The 18,104-nt window shown below is 74.3% G+C and carries 15 protein-coding genes and 1 pseudogene; 4 read left to right on the top strand and 12 right to left on the bottom strand.

Features of this window, described 5'->3' with window-relative positions; all coding sequences use genetic code 11:
* Nucleotides 1-168: 168 nt before the first annotated feature.
* The gene (locus tag ACFW1I_RS15460) at nt 169-1,980 is read right to left on the bottom strand and encodes an IucA/IucC family protein (protein ID WP_384669995.1); all 1,812 of its coding nucleotides are present in this window, start codon (nt 1,978-1,980) and stop codon (nt 169-171) included.
* A gap of 251 nt (nt 1,981-2,231) precedes the next feature.
* Between ACFW1I_RS15460 and ACFW1I_RS15455 the strand changes: the two are divergent.
* Nucleotides 2,232-3,332, top strand: a pseudogene (locus ACFW1I_RS15455) (MFS transporter); the annotation flags it as partial.
* Nucleotides 3,333-3,833: 501 nt separating this feature from the next.
* Here ACFW1I_RS15455 and ACFW1I_RS15450 read toward each other — a convergent pair.
* From ACFW1I_RS15450 to ACFW1I_RS15430, 5 genes are all read right to left on the bottom strand, one after another.
* Nucleotides 3,834-5,816 carry an iron ABC transporter permease gene (locus tag ACFW1I_RS15450; protein ID WP_384669994.1) on the bottom strand — a complete coding sequence of 661 codons (1,983 nt, stop codon included), beginning with the start codon at nt 5,814-5,816 and terminating at the stop codon, nt 3,834-3,836.
* Between the two features lie 52 nt (nt 5,817-5,868).
* Nucleotides 5,869-6,873, bottom strand: coding sequence for an ABC transporter substrate-binding protein (locus tag ACFW1I_RS15445; RefSeq protein WP_384669992.1), 1,005 nt, complete (start codon nt 6,871-6,873; stop codon nt 5,869-5,871).
* 99 nt (nt 6,874-6,972) lie between these two features.
* Nucleotides 6,973-7,776, bottom strand: coding sequence for an ABC transporter ATP-binding protein (locus tag ACFW1I_RS15440; RefSeq protein ID WP_384669990.1), 804 nt, complete (start codon nt 7,774-7,776; stop codon nt 6,973-6,975).
* Nucleotides 7,777-7,996: 220 nt separating this feature from the next.
* Nucleotides 7,997-8,476 (bottom strand): DedA family protein, encoded by a 480-nt coding sequence (locus tag ACFW1I_RS15435; RefSeq protein ID WP_384669988.1) that lies wholly within the window; start codon nt 8,474-8,476, stop codon nt 7,997-7,999.
* Nucleotides 8,477-8,793: 317 nt separating this feature from the next.
* Nucleotides 8,794-9,750, bottom strand: coding sequence for an AraC family transcriptional regulator (locus tag ACFW1I_RS15430; RefSeq protein WP_384669987.1), 957 nt, complete (start codon nt 9,748-9,750; stop codon nt 8,794-8,796).
* 140 nt (nt 9,751-9,890) lie between these two features.
* On the opposite strand from ACFW1I_RS15430, the gene ACFW1I_RS15425 reads away from it, so the two are divergent.
* The 3 genes from ACFW1I_RS15425 to ACFW1I_RS15415 all read left to right on the top strand — a co-directional run bounded on the left by ACFW1I_RS15425 (nt 9,891) and on the right by ACFW1I_RS15415 (nt 11,613).
* Nucleotides 9,891-10,808, top strand: coding sequence for an SDR family oxidoreductase (locus ACFW1I_RS15425; protein ID WP_384669985.1), 918 nt, complete (start codon nt 9,891-9,893; stop codon nt 10,806-10,808).
* 65 nt (nt 10,809-10,873) lie between these two features.
* Nucleotides 10,874-11,428, top strand: coding sequence for an NB-ARC domain-containing protein (locus tag ACFW1I_RS15420; protein WP_384669997.1), 555 nt, complete (start codon nt 10,874-10,876; stop codon nt 11,426-11,428).
* Nucleotides 11,359-11,613, top strand: a complete 255-nt coding sequence (locus ACFW1I_RS15415) for a hypothetical protein (RefSeq protein WP_384669983.1) — start codon at nt 11,359-11,361, stop codon at nt 11,611-11,613. The genes ACFW1I_RS15420 and ACFW1I_RS15415 overlap by 70 nt, the downstream gene beginning before the upstream one ends.
* Before the next feature lie 78 nt (nt 11,614-11,691).
* Here the strand turns inward: ACFW1I_RS15415 and ACFW1I_RS15410 are convergent, their stop codons facing one another.
* The 6 genes from ACFW1I_RS15410 to ACFW1I_RS15385 all read right to left on the bottom strand — a co-directional run.
* Entirely contained in the window at nt 11,692-12,858 is a 1,167-nt protein-coding gene (locus tag ACFW1I_RS15410) for an agmatine/peptidylarginine deiminase (protein ID WP_384669981.1), read from the bottom strand.
* Between the two features lie 95 nt (nt 12,859-12,953).
* Nucleotides 12,954-14,405, bottom strand: a complete 1,452-nt coding sequence (locus ACFW1I_RS15405) for a purine-cytosine permease family protein (RefSeq protein ID WP_384669979.1) — start codon at nt 14,403-14,405, stop codon at nt 12,954-12,956.
* A 166-nt stretch (nt 14,406-14,571) separates the two neighbouring features.
* Nucleotides 14,572-15,366, bottom strand: coding sequence for an ABC transporter ATP-binding protein (locus tag ACFW1I_RS15400; RefSeq protein WP_384669977.1), 795 nt, complete (start codon nt 15,364-15,366; stop codon nt 14,572-14,574).
* Entirely contained in the window at nt 15,359-16,354 is a 996-nt protein-coding gene (locus ACFW1I_RS15395; RefSeq protein ID WP_384669976.1) for an ABC transporter ATP-binding protein, read from the bottom strand. The genes ACFW1I_RS15400 and ACFW1I_RS15395 overlap by 8 nt, the downstream gene beginning before the upstream one ends.
* Complete coding sequence (locus ACFW1I_RS15390) at nt 16,351-17,205, bottom strand: ABC transporter permease (RefSeq protein ID WP_384669974.1); 855 nt, start codon at nt 17,203-17,205, stop codon at nt 16,351-16,353. Before ACFW1I_RS15390 ends, ACFW1I_RS15395 begins: the two co-directional genes overlap by 4 nt.
* The coding region (locus ACFW1I_RS15385; protein WP_384669972.1) for an ABC transporter permease at nt 17,202-18,104 on the bottom strand (903 nt) is incomplete at its 5' end. The genes ACFW1I_RS15390 and ACFW1I_RS15385, both read right to left, overlap by 4 nt.

Genomic DNA, 18,104 nt, shown 5'->3' with positions numbered 1-18,104 from the left:
GGGGGGGCGCGGGCGGCGGGGGCGGCGGGCTTGGGCGGCGGCGACGCGGGCGGCTTCGGGGCGGGCGAGGACGTCGGCGAGGCCGGTGCGGGAGCCGGCGAGGAGCGGCGGGTGCGGGGCGGTCCGTGCGGGCGGGGTGCGGGTCAGGGACGTCACGGCCGGTCCTCCTCAGCCTTCGGCGAGCGGGTTGGGGTGGGTGCCGTTCGGGAACAGCGCGTGGCGCAGGGCGCGGTCGCCGTAGCGGGTGACGACGATGCGGTCGCGGTTGAGGCCGTAGCGGGGGATCTCCGGGGTGAGCAGGTCGTACTCGGCGAAGCGTTCCGCCAGCTCGGGGAAGCGCTTCTGGAAGTCGAGGATCGTCTGCCGGACCAGCCGCCAGAAGGTCTTCTCGGGGACGCCGAGCTGGTCGGCGCAGAGGGGTGCCAGATAGCGGAAGTGGCCGACGAAGACCTGGTCGACGACGTGCTGCTTGATGATCGACGGGTGTTTGCGGGGCAGCACGTGGTCGTGGCCGTCGGGCTCGGGGCCGCGTTCGGGGACGTCGGTGAAGGAGACGCAGACGTCGTCGACGAAGTCCTTGAGGTAGAGCCGGGCCGGGACGTCGTGGTCGTCGTAGCCGATGAGGGTGTTCTGGCCGTGCGGGTTGAAGGTGACGCCGTACCGGTAGAGCACGTGCATGACCGGCACGAGGAGGGTGTCGAAGAGGCGCCGCAGCCACTCCTCCGGGTCGAGGCCCGAGGCGCGGACGAGTTCGGCGGCGAAGGCGGTGCCGGCGTCGTCGACGTGCAGGAGCGAGGCGAAGGTGCGGACCCGCTCGCCGGGGTCCCTGCGGGCCGAGACGGAGTCGCGCCAGATGCAGCCCAGGGTCTCCAGGTGCTGGTACGGGGCCTGGTCGAGGGTGGACAGATAGGGGTGGCGGACCGTCACGGAGGCGACCTCGCCGAGGAAGACGGTCCGGCACTCGTCGGTGAGGAAGGGATCGCGCTCGACGAGTCCGCGCAGCCACTGGGTGACGACGGGGGCGCCCATGGTGCAGTGGGGCGGGATGCCGCGCCAGACCAGGGTGTTGAGGATCTTCAGGGGGAGTTTGACGTCGTACCGGTCGGGCGTGGTGACGTTGGCCATCGTACGGATGGACTGGCCGGGCAGGTAGGCGTCGGGGCTCTCGCCGAGCGGGACGATCCGGCGCTGGGCCACGTCGGCGGCGTGCAGGGTCTGCACGGCGTGGTCCCACTGCCAGGGGTGCACGGGCATCCAGACGTAGCTCTGCGGGTCGAGGCCGGCGGCGGTCAGGACCGCGGTGAAGCGGACCCGGGTCTCCTCGTCCAACTCCCTTTCCAGAATGCTTTTTTCGGACAGTTCCGAGGTGCCCCGGAATTCGGCGAGGCCGCGGTGCACGGCGACCCAGAGGAGGTTCAGGGACCGGGCGGACTCGGGGGCGTAGGCGCGGACGTCGGCGGCCGAGAAGCCGATCCGGCCCTTGTTGGCGACGAGGAGGTTGTGCCCGGTCATGCGGCACTCCAGCTCGGTGTGGTCGAGCGCCCGCAGCTCTGCGGCGGTCTCGCCGCCGTGGGTGAGGCGGGCGGCGTCGACGGCGAGGGTGGCGGACAGCTCCGTGAAGTAGGTGGCGAGCGTGGAGGGGTCGCTGTCGATGGTGGTGGCGGCCTCCATCAGGAACTGCAGGGCGTCCCAGGCGGGCCGGGCGATGGAGTTGCCGAGCATGCTGGTGGCGGTGCGGGTGATCGAGTCGGGGTCGACCCGCAGCCAGCCGAAGGCGCCGGGGCGGGCGCGGAAGGCGTAGGTCGTCCCGCTGGCGAGGCCGACGCGGTACTCCCCGTCGCCGGCGTCCTCCGCCTTCAGCATGTCCTCGAAACACCATTCGCCGATCGCCTTGGCGAGCAGGCGCCTGTTGGCCTCGCGCCAGGCGGCCGGGGCCACGTCGGGCAGCGCGGGCACGGGGTGGTCGGCGGCGTGGGTCATCGGGCGGCTCCGGAGTCTGTCTGGATTCGGTCCGTTCGGGCGACTGGACGCCCAAACGGCCGCTACATTAGGTAAGCCTTACCTAATGGGCAAGCTCAACTTTCGGCCACAGAAGGCGAGTTGGCGCCCGGGGCGGCATCCACCGCCACCCGGAAACGGCTCGCCCCGACCGCTCCCGGAGGTGTTCACCGGTGTCCTCCCGACGGCACGACCCCCGATGGACGTTCGCGCTCGTCAGCGCCGGCGGCGTCATGATGACGCTGGACGTGACCGTCGTGAACGTCGCCCTCTCCGACATCGCGCGCGACCTGGAGACCGGCCTGGACCGGGTCCAGTGGACGGTGTCCGCGTACTCGCTGGCCTTCGGCGCGCTGCTGCTCACCGCCGGCGCCCTCTCCGACCGGCTCGGCCGCCGCGCCGTCTTCACGGCCGGAATGGCCCTCTTCACGCTCGCCTCGGCCGCCTGCGGCCTCGCCCCGGACGCCGGCGCCCTCATCGCCGCCCGGGCCGCCCAGGGCCTCGGCGGAGCCATGGTGTTCGCGCCGACCCTGGCCCTGATCGCCGCCGCCTACGACGGCGCCCGGCGCCAGGCGGCGATCGCCTCGTACGCCCTCATGGCCTCGGCCGCGGGCGCGCTCGGGCCGATCGTCGGCGGCCTCCTCGTCACCGGCCTCGGCTGGCGGTGGATCTTCCTGGTCAACGTCCCCATCGGCCTGCTGGTGGTGGCCGGGGCGCTGCGCCGGATGCCCGGGGCCGCGGCGCCCGCCGACGGCCGCCGGCGCGTCGACGTCCCGGGCGCGCTGCTCGCCGTCGGCGTGCTCCTCTCCCTGCACTATCCGCTGGTCACCGGCCCCGAGGCGGGCTGGACGGCGCCGGAGGTGCTCGGCCCGGCGGCGGTCGGCGTGCTGCTCGCCGTGGCCCTGGTGGCCGTCCAGCGCCGCGGCGGCGGGCTGATCGACATCACGCTGCTGCGGATCCGGGCCTTCTCGGGCGCCGCCGTGCTCGGCTTCCTCGCCCGGCTGTCCAGCCTGGGCATGCTCGCCTTCCTCACCCTGTGGCTGCAGAGCACGTACGCGTACTCCCCGCTCCGCACCGGCCTGCTCCTGCTGCCCCTGACGGGCGCGCTGCTGGTCACCGGCCTGTTCGTGAACGGGCTCCAGAAGCGCTTCCCCGCGCACGCGCTGGTGGCCGCGGGCTTCGCCGCGCAGGGCCTCGGGCTGCTCGCGCTGGCGCTGGCGGGCGCCGGGGCCGGCCGGGCCGTGCTGGTCACCGGGCTCGCGCTGCTGGGCGCGGGAGGGGCCGTGATCTTCCCGCCGCTGATGGGCGTGGCCGTCGGGACCGTGCCCGAGGACCGGGCCGGGATGGCCTCCGGGCTGACGAACGCCTGCTATCCGCTGGGCACCGCCACGGGTGTGGCCGTCTTCGGCGCCGTGTTCGCGGCCCGTCTGGACAGCGGCCTCGGGGCGGGTCCCACGGGCGCCGCGCCGGTGCGCGAGGCCGTCGAGACCGGCCGGTTCGACCTCCTCGCGCCGGCCCTGCGGGCCCCCGCGACGACGGCGTTCTCCGGCGCCTTCACCGCCGTCTGCCTGGCCGCCGCGCTGGTCTGCCTGGTCGGCGTGGCCGCCTCGCGCACCCTCAGGCCCGTCCCCGGGCCGGCCGGTGCCGTCCGGGAGCGGCGCCCCCGCGCCCGGGCCGCCCCCGCGCCCCCGGGCGCCCCGGGCCCCCGAACCCCGCGAGCGCCGCGCCCCCCCCTCCGCCGGACCCCGCCCGGGCGGGCGCCGCCGGGGGGCGGCCCCCCCGCGCCGGGCCCCCCCGCCCCTCGGGGGCCCCGGGGGGCCCACGACCCGGGAGGGTCAGACCTCCCGGGTCCGGCGGAGCAGCCAGACCAGGTACGGGGCGCCGAGGAGGGCGGTGACGATGCCGACCGGGATCTCCGTCGGGGCCAGCAGCCGGCGGCCCAGGGCGTCGGCGGAGACGACCAGGACCGCGCCGAGGACGGCCGCCATCGGCACCGTGCGCGCCGTACTGTTGCCCACCACCCGGCGGGCCAGGTGCGGGGCGACGAGCCCGACGAAGCCGACCGCGCCGACGGCCGCCGCCGTGCCCGCGGCCAGCACCGCGCCCGCGCCGAGGACGAGGAGCCGGGCGCGCCCGAGGTCGAGCCCGAGGGCGCGCGGCAGCTCCTCGCCGAGCGCGAGCAGGTCGACCGGCCGGGCGGCGATCACCAGGAGCAGCGCGGCCAGGGCGGGCAGGACGAGCCAGCCGAGGGCGTCGAAGCCCCGGCCGTACGTGCTGCCGGCGAGCCAGCCGAGCGCGGCCCCGATGTTCATCTGGGCGCCCACCACCATGATGTTGACCAGCGCCATCGAGGTGGCGGCCGCGCCGATGCCGACGAGCACGACCCGGGTCGGGTCGATGCCGCTGCGGCCGCCGCCGCGGGTGCCCCGGGCGACGAGGACCACGAGCACCAGCATCAGGACGCCGCCGATGCCGGCCGCCGCGGGGAGGGCGGCGAGCGGCGCCGACGGGACGAGCAGGATGACGGTGACGGCGCCCAGCGAGGCCCCGCCGGTCACCCCCACGAGACCGGGTTCGGCCAGCGGGTTGCGGACCACCGCCTGGACGGCCGCCCCGGCGACGGCGAGGCAGGCTCCGGCGACGGCGGCCACCAGGACGCGCGGCAGCCGGAAGGAGACCACCGCCTCGGTGATCGGCTCGGCGGAGCCGGTCAGCCAGGCGCCGAGCTGGCCCCAGCCGACGTGGACGTCGCCGACGCGCAGCGACACCGCCATCGCGACGGCCAGGGCGAGGAGTCCGCCGCCCAGCGCGACGGCGTAGCCGGGCGCGCGGCGCCGGTCGGAGACCGCGACGGCCGCGCCGGTGTCGGCGTCGCCGGTGCTCACCCGCCGGGCGAGCAGCATGAAGACCGGGCCGCCGATGAGCGCGGTGACCACGCCGACCGGGATCTCGGCGGGCTGGGTGGCGGACGGGGTCACGATGACCTGGGCGGCCGCGTCGGCACCGAGCACCAGCGCGGCGGAGAGCAGCGCCGCCGTCGGGATGAGCAGCGCGTGGGCGCGCATGCCGAGTTGCCGGGCGACGACCGGGCCGATCAGGCCGACGAAGCCGATCGGGCCGGCGAGGGACACGGCGGCGGCGGACAGCAGCACCGCGAGCAGGAAGGCGGCGGGCCGGATCCGTTCGACGCGTACGCCCATCGCCTGGGCGGTCTCGTCGCCGAGCGCCAGGAGGTCCAGCGGCCGGGCCAGGAAGGGTGCGGCCAGCGCGCCGACGGCGACGACGGCGCCGAGGGTGAGCGGCCGTTCCAGACCGGACTGCAGCAGCGTGCCGTTGCCCCAGAAGAACAGCCCGCGGGTGGCCTGCACGTCGAGCATCTGGAGGAACTCGGCGGCGGAGGTGGCGGCCAGGGCGACCGTCGCGCCGGCCAGCAGCACCCGGCCCGGCGTCAGGACGCCGCCGCTGGTGAGCAGGTAGACCAGGCCGACCGCGAGGAGTCCGCCGAGGAAGGCCGCGCCGCCGGCGGGGACCGGGCCCAGGCCGACGCCGGTGTAGGCCACGAGGACGACGGCGAAGTACGCGCCGGCGTTGACGCCGAGCGTGTCGGGGGCGGCCAGCGGGTTGCGGGTGGCGCCCTGGACGAGCGCGCCGGAGACGCCGAGGGCGACGCCGACGACGAGGCCGGTCAGGGTGCGCGGCAGGCGGCTGCCGAGGAGGACGTCCTCGGTGCGGGCCTCGCCGTGGCCGAGGAGCAGGTCCAGGATGTCGCCGAGGCCGACCCCGGACGCCCCGAGGCCGAGGTGGACGACCGCGACCACGGCCAGGGCGAGGGACAGGCCGGAGCGGCGGCCTTCAGTCCTTCCGCGACCATCAGACCTTCAGGGCCTTGCCGGTCTCGTCGAGCACGTGCTGGGCGGAGAGCGGTCCGCCGAAGAGCCAGGTGCCGGGGTCGAGCGGGAGCGCCTTGTCGCTCTTGACGAAGTCCAGGCCCTTCCAGACCGCGTTGCCGGCGAGGTCGCCGGCGAACGGGTTGTCGTTGGCGGCGGCGACGTAGAGGAAGGTGGCGTCCTTGTCCACCTGCGTGAGGCCCTCGACGCCGACGGTGGTGAGGCCCCAGGCGTCGGCCTGGCCCTTCCAGCCGTTCTTCAGCCCGGCCAGGTTCAGCACCTGGGCGGAGATGGCGTCGTCGCCGAGCATCCGGATCGAGGCGGCGCCGTTGGCGGTGAAGCCCTGCGCGAGGGCGTACTTCAGGCCGCTCTTGCCCGCCTTGTCGAGCCGGCCCTTGAGGTCGGCGGCCTTGGTGTCGATCCGGGCGGTCACCTCGGCGGCCTCGGACTCCTTGCCGACGGCCTTGGCCAGTTCGGCGAAGTTCTTCTTCATCGTGGCCAGTTGGGGCTTGGTGGTGTACGTGAACGACAGGACGGGCGCGATGGCCTGGAGCTGCTTGAGGTTGGCCTTGGAGCGGTCGTCGTCGATGACGATCAGATCGGGCTGGAGCGCCTTGATCTTCTCCAGGCTCGGCTCGTTGCGGTTGCCGACGTCGGTCACCTGGGCCGGCAGGTCGGCGCCCTCGGCGGTGATCCAGGTGGCGTAGCCCTTGTTGTCCGCGTTGCCGACCGGGGCCACGCCGAGGGCGACGAGCTCCTCGGCGTACGTCCACTCCAGGGTGACGACCTTCGCGGCGGGCTTGTCCAGCGAGACCTCGCCCTGGGCGGTGTCGATGGTGATGGCCCCGGTGGTGGTGTCCCCGGCCGCCTTCCCGCCCGACGAGCCGTCGTTGGACTCGCCGACCGTGCCGGATCCGCAGCCGGCCGCGGTCAGCGCGAGGGCGAGGGCGGCGCCGCCCGTGACGAGGGCGCGCAGCATTCTCTGCATGGTGTCTCTCTTCCGTGTGTGCGGGACGTGCCCGGGTGCGCGGGCCGTGCGGAAAGCCGCGGTCGGCGGAGCCGCCGCGCGGGGAAGGTGCGCCTGGACTCAGGGGGCGGCCGGGGCCTCGGACCGCCGGGGGAAGCAGGCGAGGTGTCCGGTCGCGGGGTCGCGGACGACATGGACGCGCAGCCCGAAGGCGCGTTCGATGACCTCGGGGGTGAGGACGTCGCCGGGGGCGCCGGCCGCCGCGACGCCGCCGTCGGCGACCACGACGACCTCGTCGGCGTAGGCCGCCGCCTGCATCAGGTCGTGCAGGACCACACCGCAGGCGATGCCGTACTCGCGGGCCAGTCGGCGCACCACGTCGAGCACGTCGAACTGGTGCCGCATGTCGAGGTACGTGGTGGGCTCGTCGAGCAGGAGGATGTCGGCGCGCTGCGCCAACACCATGGCCAGCCAGGCGCGTTGGCGTTCGCCGCCGGAGAGTTCGTCGAGCCGCCGGTCGGCCAGGGGGCGCGCGTCGGTGACGTCGAGGGCCCAGTCGATGGCCTCGGTGTCCTCGGCGGTGTGCCGGGCGAGGGCGCCGCGGTGGGCGTACCGGCCGTGGCGGACGAGCTCACGGACCGTCACCCCTGCGGGCGACTGGGAGGACTGGGGAAGGAAGGCGAGGCGCTGGGAGAGGGCGCGGCGGCCGAGGGAGCCCAGTGGCTCGCCGTCGATCCGCACCTCGCCCGCGAGCGGCGGCAACAGGCCGGCCACGGTGCGCAACAGGGTCGACTTTCCGCACCCGTTGGGCCCGACGAGGACGGTGATCCCACCGCTCCGTAAGGACAGGCCCACCCGCTTCAGTACGGTGCGCCCGCCGTGCCCGACGTCCAGATCACTCGCCACGAGGCGGACATCGCTCATGGGGACACCCCCTTTCCTCCCGTCGCCGGAACCGACCGCGCCACCATACAACTTAGGTAAGGCACGCCTAACGGTTCTCGTGCCACCCTCCCCCGCTTGTGACCATGTCGAGACCTCCCGCACCACCACGCGCCCCACCGCGCACCCGTAACCCCCTTGCGTGGCAGGCGTTTTGAGCCACCGCTGAAGAAGGGACGACCGGACTACGCGGGAACCGGAATCACTCGGAGGGCTCGGCGGCGCGGCGGGACCGCGCCGCCCTCCGCCGGCCGTACAGCACCGCGCCGCACACCCCGAGGAGGAGGACCGCCACCGCGGCCACCCCGAGCGCCGTCCGCTCGGCGAAGAGCCGCGACAGCACGGCGAGGACGCCGAGCCCGGCCGTCGCGTAGACCAGCGCCCAGGCGGCTCCCCCCACGAACAGCGCGGGAAGGTAGCGCGGCAGCGGCATGCGCATGCTGCCGGCGAGGAAGTTGGCGGCGGTCTGGAAGCCGACCGTCAGGAAGGAGACGGCGACGACCGGCGCGCCCCAGCGCTGGATCGCCCGTTCGGCGCGCTGGAAGCGGGCGGAGGAGATCCGCCCGGCGAACCTGCTGCGCCGGGCACCGGCGCCGGCCAGCCAGCCGACGGCGAAGGTCCCTCCGGCCCGGAGGAGCACGATGACGTACAGCCCGGCGGCCGTGAGCGCGATCTTATCCACGGCGCCCCGTCCGGTTCGCCGCGCAGAGGCCCGTGGGCCCCGTCGCCCGTGCCGCGCGTCCCGTCACGGCGGGCCCACGGCGGGCGCCCGCCCGGTCTCCGTCCTTCACCTTCGCTCCGCCTCCGCCTGTTCCGTCCCCCGCCTCCACCGGGGCGGCTCCGGAACCCGGGCCTGGCGCACCGGGCCAGGCCCGCCCGGTACAGCCAGGTTAGCCGAACGCGCGTACGCCGCGTACAGGCCGCCGAGCGAGCGCCTCCGCCCGGCCCGACCAGGGACGGAGGCCGGCGCCGTGAGCCGGCCGCGGCCCCGCTCCCCCGCTACCCCGACGGGCCGCGGTCCGGCGCCTCCTCCCGCCGGGCGCGGAAGGCGCCCGGCGTCATGGCGTACTCCTTGCGGAACGCCAGGTGGAAACCGACCGGGCTGCGGTAGCCCACGCGCCGCGCGATGTCCTGCTGTGCCACCCGGGTGTCCGAGAGCAGCCGCTTCGCCTCCTGGAGCCGGCGCGCCGTGAGGTGCCGCATCGGCGGCTCGCCCACCAGCTCCCGGAACCGCTGCGCGAAGACCGAGCGCGACATGCCCGCCTCCCCGGCCAGCGTCTCCACCGTCCACGGCTCGGCGTACGCGCCGTGGATCGCCGCCAGCGCCTTGCCGATGCCCGGGTGGCGCAGGGCCCGCAGCGTCGGCGAGTCCTCCGTCGGCTGCCGGGCCAGCGCGATCCGCAGGGACAACACGAAGACCGTCTCGAAGGCTCGCAGCGCCACCAGCCGGGCGCCCGGCGCGGTCCGGGCGATCTCCGCGGGGAGCGCGGCCAGCGTGGACATCAGCAGCGGCTCGTCCTCCAGCATGGGCCGGCGCAGCACGATGATCCGGGGCAGCCCGCCGTAGAGCCCCGGCTCGGTCACCGGGCCGTGGCGCAGGCTCGCGCAGAGCATCCGGGTGTCGTACGGTGCCGTCCCCACCCTGACCTGCCCGGACGCTCCTGGGCGCACGCTCGGCACCAGCGCCGACAGCGGGGTGGTGGGCGCTCCGTGCCCGGCGGAGAAGGTATGGGCGGTGCCGTGCGGGAAGAGCGCGAGATCCCCCTCGTCCAGCTCGACCGGCTCCGAACCGTCCTCGAAGGACATCACGCAGCCGCCCCGGACCATGTGGTGCAGGATCGCGCAGCTGTCCTGGTGCCCCCGCACCCCCCAGGCCCCGCCCGCCTCCCACACGCTGTGGAAGACGTCGATCAGCCGCAGCGGCCGCAGCAGGGCGGTCAGCACGTCATCCGGCACGGACGATCCTTGAAGCGATTCGGCTCCTGATTCATTGATCGTATCCAGCGCGCCGGGAACGCTGGGGGCCGGACCTTCCGGCGCGCGTCCCTCCGCACGGCGCGCCGTCCCTCACCGCACCCCTTCAGGAAAGGCACGCCATGACGCCGGAGCATCGCAAGCACGTCCTCGTGACCGGGGCCAACGGCTTCCAGGGCGGCGCCGTGGCGCGGCGGCTCGCCGCCGACGGGCACGACGTGCGCGGGCTCGTCCGGGACGGGGCGAAGGCCGCGGCCCTCCCGGCCGGCGTCACGCCCGTCCTCGGCGACCTCAGCAACCCCGAGGCGCTGCGCGCCGCCTTCGAGGGCGTCACCCACGCCATCGTCACGATGCCGCTGGAGTACGACCCCGAGACCGTGGCCGGCTACGCCCGGACCCTCGCGGAGGCCGCCCACGAGGCCGGCGTCCGCCGCCTGGTCTACAACGCCAACACCCCGCTCCCGGCCGAGACCACCGCGTACGCCGGCTTCGAGACCCGCCGCCGCGCCGAGCGGATCCTGCTCGACGGCGGGGTCCCCGTCGTGGTCGTACGGCCCCCGGTCTATCTGGAGAACCTCTTCAGCCCCTGGCACGGCCCGGCCCTCGTCGACGACGGCGTCCTCGCCTATCCCCTCCCCGCCGACCGGAAGGTCGCCTGGATGTCCCACGCCGACCTCGCCCGCGTCGCCGCCCGCGCCCTCGACGAGGACGTGCCCGCGGGACGGATCCAGAACGTCGGCGGCGCCGACGTGCTCACCGGCCCCGAACTGGCCGCCGCCTTCGGGCGCGCGCTCGGCCACGAGGTCGCCTACCGGCCCCTGGAGGTCGCGGCCTTCGAGGAGGCCCTGGGCCGGGCGATCGGCCCCGACGCCGCCGCCGGCGTGGCCGGCGTCTACCACTACGCCGCCTCGGACCGGACGCCCGACCTGCTCGCCCCGCCCCCGGCCGACGTGGAGACCGCCTTCGGCCTCCGCCTCACCCCGGTCGCCCGCTGGATCGAGGCCCAGCCCTGGCACCACTGGTCCCGCCCGACGGCCTGATCCCACCACGACCGGGCCCCTCACGCGGGACGGCTCCGCGGCCGCCCGCGTGACCCGTCTCCGGCATCGCGGGCGTCGGCACCTCGTCCCTGGCGCTGCAGGTCGGACAGGCGGTCCGCCACGCCTTCCCCGACGGCCGGCTCTACGTCGACCCGCGGCAACAGCCGCCGGCCGCCGCACTCGACACGGCGCTGCGCACGCTGGGGGTGGCCGGGCCCGACATACCCCCCGGCCTCGACGGGCGCTCCGCGCTGTACCGCTCCGTGCTGGACGGCCGACGCGTCCTGGTGCTGCTGGACCACGCCCGGACCGCGGCGGAGGTCAGACGGCTGCTGCCCGCGTCCGAGGGCTGCGGCGTGCTGGTCACCTCGCACCGGAGGATGATCGACCTCGCCGGCGCGCGCCTGATGGAACTCGACGTGATGTCCCCGGAGGAAGCGCTCGGTCTCTTCACGCGGATCGTCGGCGAGACACGGGTGGCGCCCGAACGGGACGCCGCCCGGTTCGTGGTGGCCGCGTGCGGACGGAGCTTCGGGCGGGTGATCTGGCGGTGGCTCCCGTCATCGCACGCGGCTACACCGGCCTGGAGGCGGAGCAGGCGCGTGCCTTCCGGCTGCTGAGTGCGTCCGCGAACCCGTTCCTGTCCCTCGCCGAGTCCGCGGCCCTCCTCGGCCGGCCCCTCCCCCGGGCGGAGGACCTGCTGGAGGGCCTGATCGACGCCGGACTGCTCATGACCGCCGGCCCGGCCCACTATCACGTGCCCGTCCTGTCCCGGCTCTTCGCCAGGACCCTGGGTGCGCCCTGAGGTCCCGCCGGGTGGGCGGCCGCCCGGGCACGCGCACGCGCGCGACCGGGCGGCCGTTGTGACGGCGTCCGACCCGGCTCAGCGGCTGGGTTCCTGCATGGTGACGCAGTGGGCGCCTCCGCCGCCGTTGCCGTAGAGGTTGTCGAGGTTGAGCTGGACGACGGGGCGGCCGTAGGCGGCGGAGATGGCCGATCTCGCCGCCGCGTCCTTGGCGGTGTCGCCGAACTGGGTGGTGATGATCGCGCCGTTGGTCACCGTCCAGTTCATGTAGGAGCTGAGGAACTCCGCCTGCCGGCCGGAGGGGACGCGGGGCAGGGTGTCGGGGCCCTCGATGGTGAGGACCTGGAGGCGGCGGCCCCGGGCGTCGGTGGCGTTGACCAGGACATCGCGCATGGCCCGGGCGTTCTCGGTCCAGACGTCCGGGCGGACGGCTCCGGCGAGCTGCACCATGACGACGCCGGGCCTGATGTAGCGGGCGGTGCCGTCGATGTGCCCGTCGGTGACGTCCTGTCCCGTGACGCCCGGCAACCAGATCATCTTGGAGGCGCCGAAGCGGGCGAGCAGCTCCGCCTCGATCTGGGCGCGGGTCCTGCCGGGGTTGCGGTTGGAGTTCACCCAGCAGCTCTCGGTGGCCATCAGGGTGCCGTCGCCGTCGTACTCCACTCCGCCGCCCTCGCCGACGACGGACGACTCGGCGAACGGGACGCCCGTGTAGGCGGCCACCCGCTGGGCGACGACGCGGTCCTTGTCGTAGGCGGAGGCGGGGATGCCGTAGAAGCGGGTGGCGTTCTCGCCCCAGGCGTTGAAGTTCAGGCCGAAGGAGTCGAGGCCGCCGGCGTCGTCGACGCGGAACAGCGGACCGGTGTCGCGCATCCAGCAGTCGGAGACCGGGATGGAGCCGATCACCGTGACCGTGGAGCCGCAGGCGCTCCTGGCCTGGGAGGCGGCGGTGGAGCCGTCCGCGCACATGATGACGGGCTCGAACTTGGCGATCTCCCGGGCGAGCTTGGCGATGTCGGCCTGGATCTTGGCGAGGGTGCTGCCCCAGATCGTGTAGCTGGACGGCCAGGCCATCCAGGTCCTGCGGTGCGTCTCGTCCTCTCCCGGCACGCGCCAGGACGCGGCCCTCGCGGGCTGGGCGCCGAGGACCGGTCCCGCCGCGAGGGCGGCCGCGACCGCTCCGGTGCGGGCGAGGAGGGATCTGCGGCTGAGGCCCGGTCGGTCGCCGTCGTGTGCGTTCTTCACGTGGTGCTCCTTCTCTGCGGGGTTCGGTACGCGGGAATGGCGGGGGTACGGGTGCAGGTACGGGTACGGGTGCGGGTCCCTGCGCGGCGGCGCGGTCAGTGGAGTCGGTCCAGGAGCCCCTCCTCCCGGACCAACCGGCGTTCGGCGGCCAGGTCGAGGCTCCGGGCGAAGGCCCAGTAGAAGCCGCCGGCCACGGGGAGGCCGACGAGGAGGGAGCAGTCCACCCCGCCGAGCATCCGCGCCACGGGGCCGACGAAGAGGCCGGTGATGACCATGAAGGGGGCCATGCAGACGAGGCCGATCGCGTAGGCGAGGTTGCCGCGCCAGCCCCACCGGCCGTATATCCCGCGGGGGTTGAAGATCTCCTTGACGACGTACTGGCCGCGCCGGACGAAGAAGAAGTCGACCAGGTTGATGGCCGTCCACGGGATGAAGAGGTAGGTCAGGACCACCACGACGTTGGCGAAGAACCAGTTGAACTGGTCGATGCCGACGAGGGTGGAGACGGTGCCGACGGCGGCCAGCATGATGCCGATGGTGGCGATCCGGAGCGTCCGCGTCGGCTTCACCGGGCGGAACGAGTCCATGATCGAGATCATGGTCAGGCTGCCGCCGTACTGGTTGATCGCCATGATGGAGAGCAGTCCGACCAGCAGGACGACGACCGCGACGGTGCCGAAGCCGTCGAAGAGGCGGTCCGCCGCCAGCTTGAGGGCGGACACCGGGTCGGTGCCCTCGGGGGCGCCGGCCGAGACGACGGCGCCGAGGACGAAGACCCAGATGCCGGAGACCGCGCTCGGCAGGTAGGTCCACCAGAACGTGCTGCGGACCGGGACGTCGGGTCTGAGGTAGCGCGAGTAGTCGGAGACGTACGGCGCCCAGCCCAGCTGGAATCCGGCGACGAAGACGAACACGAGCATGAACGGGGCGAGTTCGAAGGGACCCGCCTCCCAGACGCCGTCCGGCAGGCCGCCGCCGAACAGGGCGGCGGCCGTGACGGCCGCGGTGATCACGACGAACGGCCAGGTGAGCCAGCCGTTGATGCGGTGGATCCACTCGTACCCGAAGAGGGCGATCACGGTCGCGATCCCGGCGGCCAGGAGGTAGCCGACGGTGTTCGGCATCCCGGTGAGCAGGTTCATGGCCTGACCGGAGAGCAGCGCGTCGGAGGTGTTGAAGGCGACGTAGTTCACCAGGGCGAACACCCAGACCGTGAGCGCGGCACCCAGGTAGCCGAACTGGGGCCGGGACTGCACGAGTTGGGGAAGCCCCAGCTGCGGCCCCTGGGCCGAGTGGAAGGCCATGAAGAAGGTGCCGAAAAGGGAGCCGAGGACGGTGGCGACGACCGTCCAGACCAGCGAGGCCCCGAGCGAGAGGGTCACGACGCCGGTCGCCAGGCCGGTGAGGTTGAGACTGCCGACGAACCAGATGGCTCCCACGTCCGACGGCTTGCCGTGCCGCTCCGAGAGGGGCACCCAGTCGATCGAGTGCTGCTCGATCCCGGCGAGGGGGGCGGGTTCATGCGTCTGCGAGGCAACTGGCCCCATGCGGGCTCCTGTTCACGGGTGCTGTCACGAATCCGGCGGGCCCTGCGGTGCGCGGGCGCCGCCGGATGCAGACACCGTAGGAACTGACTCAAATTTCAGTCAATCCTTCGAACCCAAGGAATTGACTGAATTTTCGGTACGGATTTCGTCGTCGACGCCCGCCCGATCAGAGGGCGCGGCGGGCGGCCGCGATCGCGGCCGGGTCCCAGCCGGGCCGGGGAACGGAGTCCAACAACAGCCGGGTGTAGGGGTGTTCGGGCGCGGCCAGCACCTCGGCGGTGCGGCCGGCCTCGACGACGCGGCCCCGGCGCATGACGATGACGTCGTCGGTGACGGAGCGGACGACACCGAGGTCGTGGGTGATGAACAGATAGCCGATCCGGGTCTGTTCGCGGATGTCGGCGAGCAGGTTGAGGATCTGGGCCTGGACGGAGACGTCGAGGGCGGCGACCGCCTCGTCGAGCACGAGCACGGCCGGTTCGACGGCGAGGGCGCGGGCGATGGCGACCCGCTGGCGCTGGCCGCCGGAGAGCTGCCGGGGGCGGGCGTCGGCGGCCCGGGTGCCGAGCCCGACCTGGTCGAGGAGTTCGCGGACGCGCCGGTCGTGGTCGGTGCCGGGGAAGTGCAGGCGCAGCGTCTCGCGCAGCACCTGTTCCACGCTGGTGCGGGGGTCGAGGGAGAGGTAGGGGTCCTGGAAGACCATCTGCACCTCGCGGGCGCGGGCCAGGCGCCGGGCCCGGCCGCGGCCCGCCGTCCGGGCCCGGCCCCGGATCCGTACCTCTCCGGCGTCGGCCCGCTCCAGGCCGACGACGATGCGGGCGGTGGTGGTCTTCCCGGAGCCGGACTCCCCCACGATGCCGAGGGATCCGCCTTCGGGGAGGGTGAAGGAGACGTCGTCGACGGCCTGGACGCTCCCGTAGGCGCGGTGGAGGCCGGCGGCCTCCAGGACGGGTTCAGGCATCGACGGGGCTCCCTTCGAGCCGGTCGGTGTGGTGGCAGGCGGCACGGTGGTCCGGAAGGCCGGGCGCCGGCCTCGGTTCGGGCGCCCGCTGCGCGCAGAGCTCCGTGGCGAGGGGACATCGGGCGGCGAACGGACATCCGGGCAGGGCGTGCCGGAGGTCGGGGGGCTGGCCGTCGATGGCGGCGAGCCGGCCGCCGGGGGCTTCGAGGCGGGGCGTGGAGGCCAGCAGGGCGGCGGTGTACGGGTGCCGGGGCCGGGCGAAGAGGGCCTCGGCGGGGCCGCTCTCCGCGATCCGGCCGGCGTACATGACGTACACCCGGTCGCTGACGGCCGCGGCCAGGTCGAGGTCGTGGGTGACGAGGAGCAGTCCGGTGCGGAAGCGGGCGCGCAGTTCGGCGAGGAGGGCGATGACCTCGGCCTGGGTGGTGACGTCGAGCGCCGTGGTGGGCTCGTCGGCGAGGAGCAGCTCGGGGTCGCCCATGAGCGCGGCGGCGATCATGACGCGTTGCAGCATGCCGCCGGAGACCTGGCCGGGGTACTTGCGCAGCGCGGAGTCGTCCAGGCCGACGGCGCGGAGGAGTTCGACGGCGCGGGCGGTGGCGTCGGCCCGGTCCAGGGTCCGGGTGAGGGTGACGCCCTCGGTGAGGAAGTCGCCGATGCGGCGCATCGGGTTGAGGGCGGCCCGGGGGTCCTGGAAGATCATGGCGACGGTGTCGGTGCGCAGGGCGCGCAGCTGCTCCGCCTTCAGGGCGAGCACGTCGTGGCCGCGGACCCGGATCCGGCCCTCGACGGCGGCGCCGGGCGGCAGCAGGCCGAGCGCGCCGCGCGAGGTGAGGGACTTGCCGGAGCCGGACTCGCCGACGAGGGCGACGGTCTCGCCGGGGGCGACGTGCAGGTCGACGCCGTCGAGGACGGGGCGGGCGGTGCCGGGCAGCGTCACCCGCAGTCCTTGGACGTCGAGGGCGTGCGGGGGTCTCGTGGGGGTCATCGGTCTCTCCTGGCGACGCGGTCGGCCCAGCGTTCGCCGACGACGTTGAAGGCGACGACGGTCAGCACGATGAACACGCAGGGCAGCACCGCGGAGAGCGGGTAGCCGTGCTGGATCGCGGTCTGTCCGTCGAAGACCATGCGGCCCCAGTCCGGGGTGAGGGCGGGGACGCCGAGGCCGAGGAAGGACAGGCCGGCCAGGTCCATGAGCGCGTAGCCGAAGTTGATGGTGGACTGGGCGAGGACGACGGGGGCGATGTTGGGCAGGATGTGGCGCAGACAGATCTGGAGCGCCGAGTGGCCCTGGACCTGGTAGGCGCTGACGTAGGGGCGGGCGCGTTCGGCGAGGACGAGCGAGCGGGTGAGCCGGCTGACGTACGGCAGGTAGGCGAGCGACAGCGCGACGACGGGGGCGAGCAGCCCCTCGCCGTGGATCGAGATGATCAGGATCGCGAGCAGCATGCCGGGGAACGCGAAGACGAGTTCGGTGGAGCGGGAGAGGACGGAGTCGAGCCAGCCGCCCCGCCAGGCGGCCGCCATGCCGATCGCGAGGCCGGCGAGGGTGGAGAAGAGCACGACGCCGAGCGGCCCGAGGAGGGAGGTGCGGGCGCCGAGCAGCAGCCGGGAGAGGGTGTCGCGGCCGGCGGCGTCGACACCGAGCGGGTGCGCGGCGGAGGGGCCCGCGAGCGCGTTGCCGAGGTCGACCGCGTGCGGGTCGTGCGGGACGATCCAGGGCGCGAGCAGGGCGGCGGCGGTGACGAGGCCGACGAACCCGAGGCAGAGCAGGTGGAGCGGGGACCGGGTGGTGCGGAGCCGGGCGAGGCCGGGCCGGCGCGTGAGGACGGCGGTCATGCGGAGGAGCTCCTCGTCCCGAGCGTGATCCGCGGGTCGACCAGCGGCAGCAGCAGGTCGACGATCAGGTTCACGGACATGAAGAGAGCGACGATGATCAGGGAGATGGCCTGGACGGTCGGGAAGTCCTTGGTCGAGGTGGACAGTTCCAGGAGCTGGCCGACGCCGCCGATGCTGAAGGCGGTCTCCACGAGGATCGTGCAGACGAGCAGGGTGGAGACGACGAGTCCGCCGGTGGTGAGGACGGTGCCCAGCGCGTTGCGGAAGACGTGGCGGCGGATCACCTGGCGCTCGGGGACGCCCCGGCTGCGGGCGACCGTGACGTGCTCGCTGTCGAGGGCTTCGCGCATGGCGGAGCGGGTGACGCGGGCGAGCATGCCGATCAGGTAGAGCGCGAGGGCGATCGCGGGCAGGGTCAGGTGCCGGACCCGGTCGAGGAGGCCGTCGCCGGCGCCGCTGCTGGGGAACCAGCCCAGCTTCACGGCGAACACGCCCTGGAGCAGCACGGCGGCGACGAACGACGGGGTGCCGACGGCGAAGGTCGTGCCGACCAGGACGGCGGTGTCGGTGGCACCGCCGCGGACGGCGGAGAGCCGGCCGAGGAACAGGCCCACGACCACGACCACGACGAGCGCCATGCCGATCAGGAGCAGGGTGGTCGGCAGCCGGTCGGCCAGCAGGCGCGAGACGTCGGTGCGGTAGGTGAGGGAGCGCCCGAAGTCGCCCTGGACCATGTCCCCGAGCCAGCTCAGGTACCGGACGGCGAAGGGGTCGTCCAGGTGGTACTGGGCGTTGATCGCGGCCAGCGCCTCGGGCGAGGCCGAGCGGGGGGGGGCTCGGGGCGCTGGCGCGGGGGGCGGCCCGCGGGGGCGGGGGGGGGGGGGGGCCCCGAGCGTGGC

The organism is Streptomyces sp. NPDC058955, assembly GCF_042741435.1.
Lineage (GTDB): Bacteria > Actinomycetota > Actinomycetes > Streptomycetales > Streptomycetaceae > Streptomyces.
Note: the sequence above shows the minus strand (reverse complement) of the source record. Positions and strands in the feature narration are given on the sequence as shown.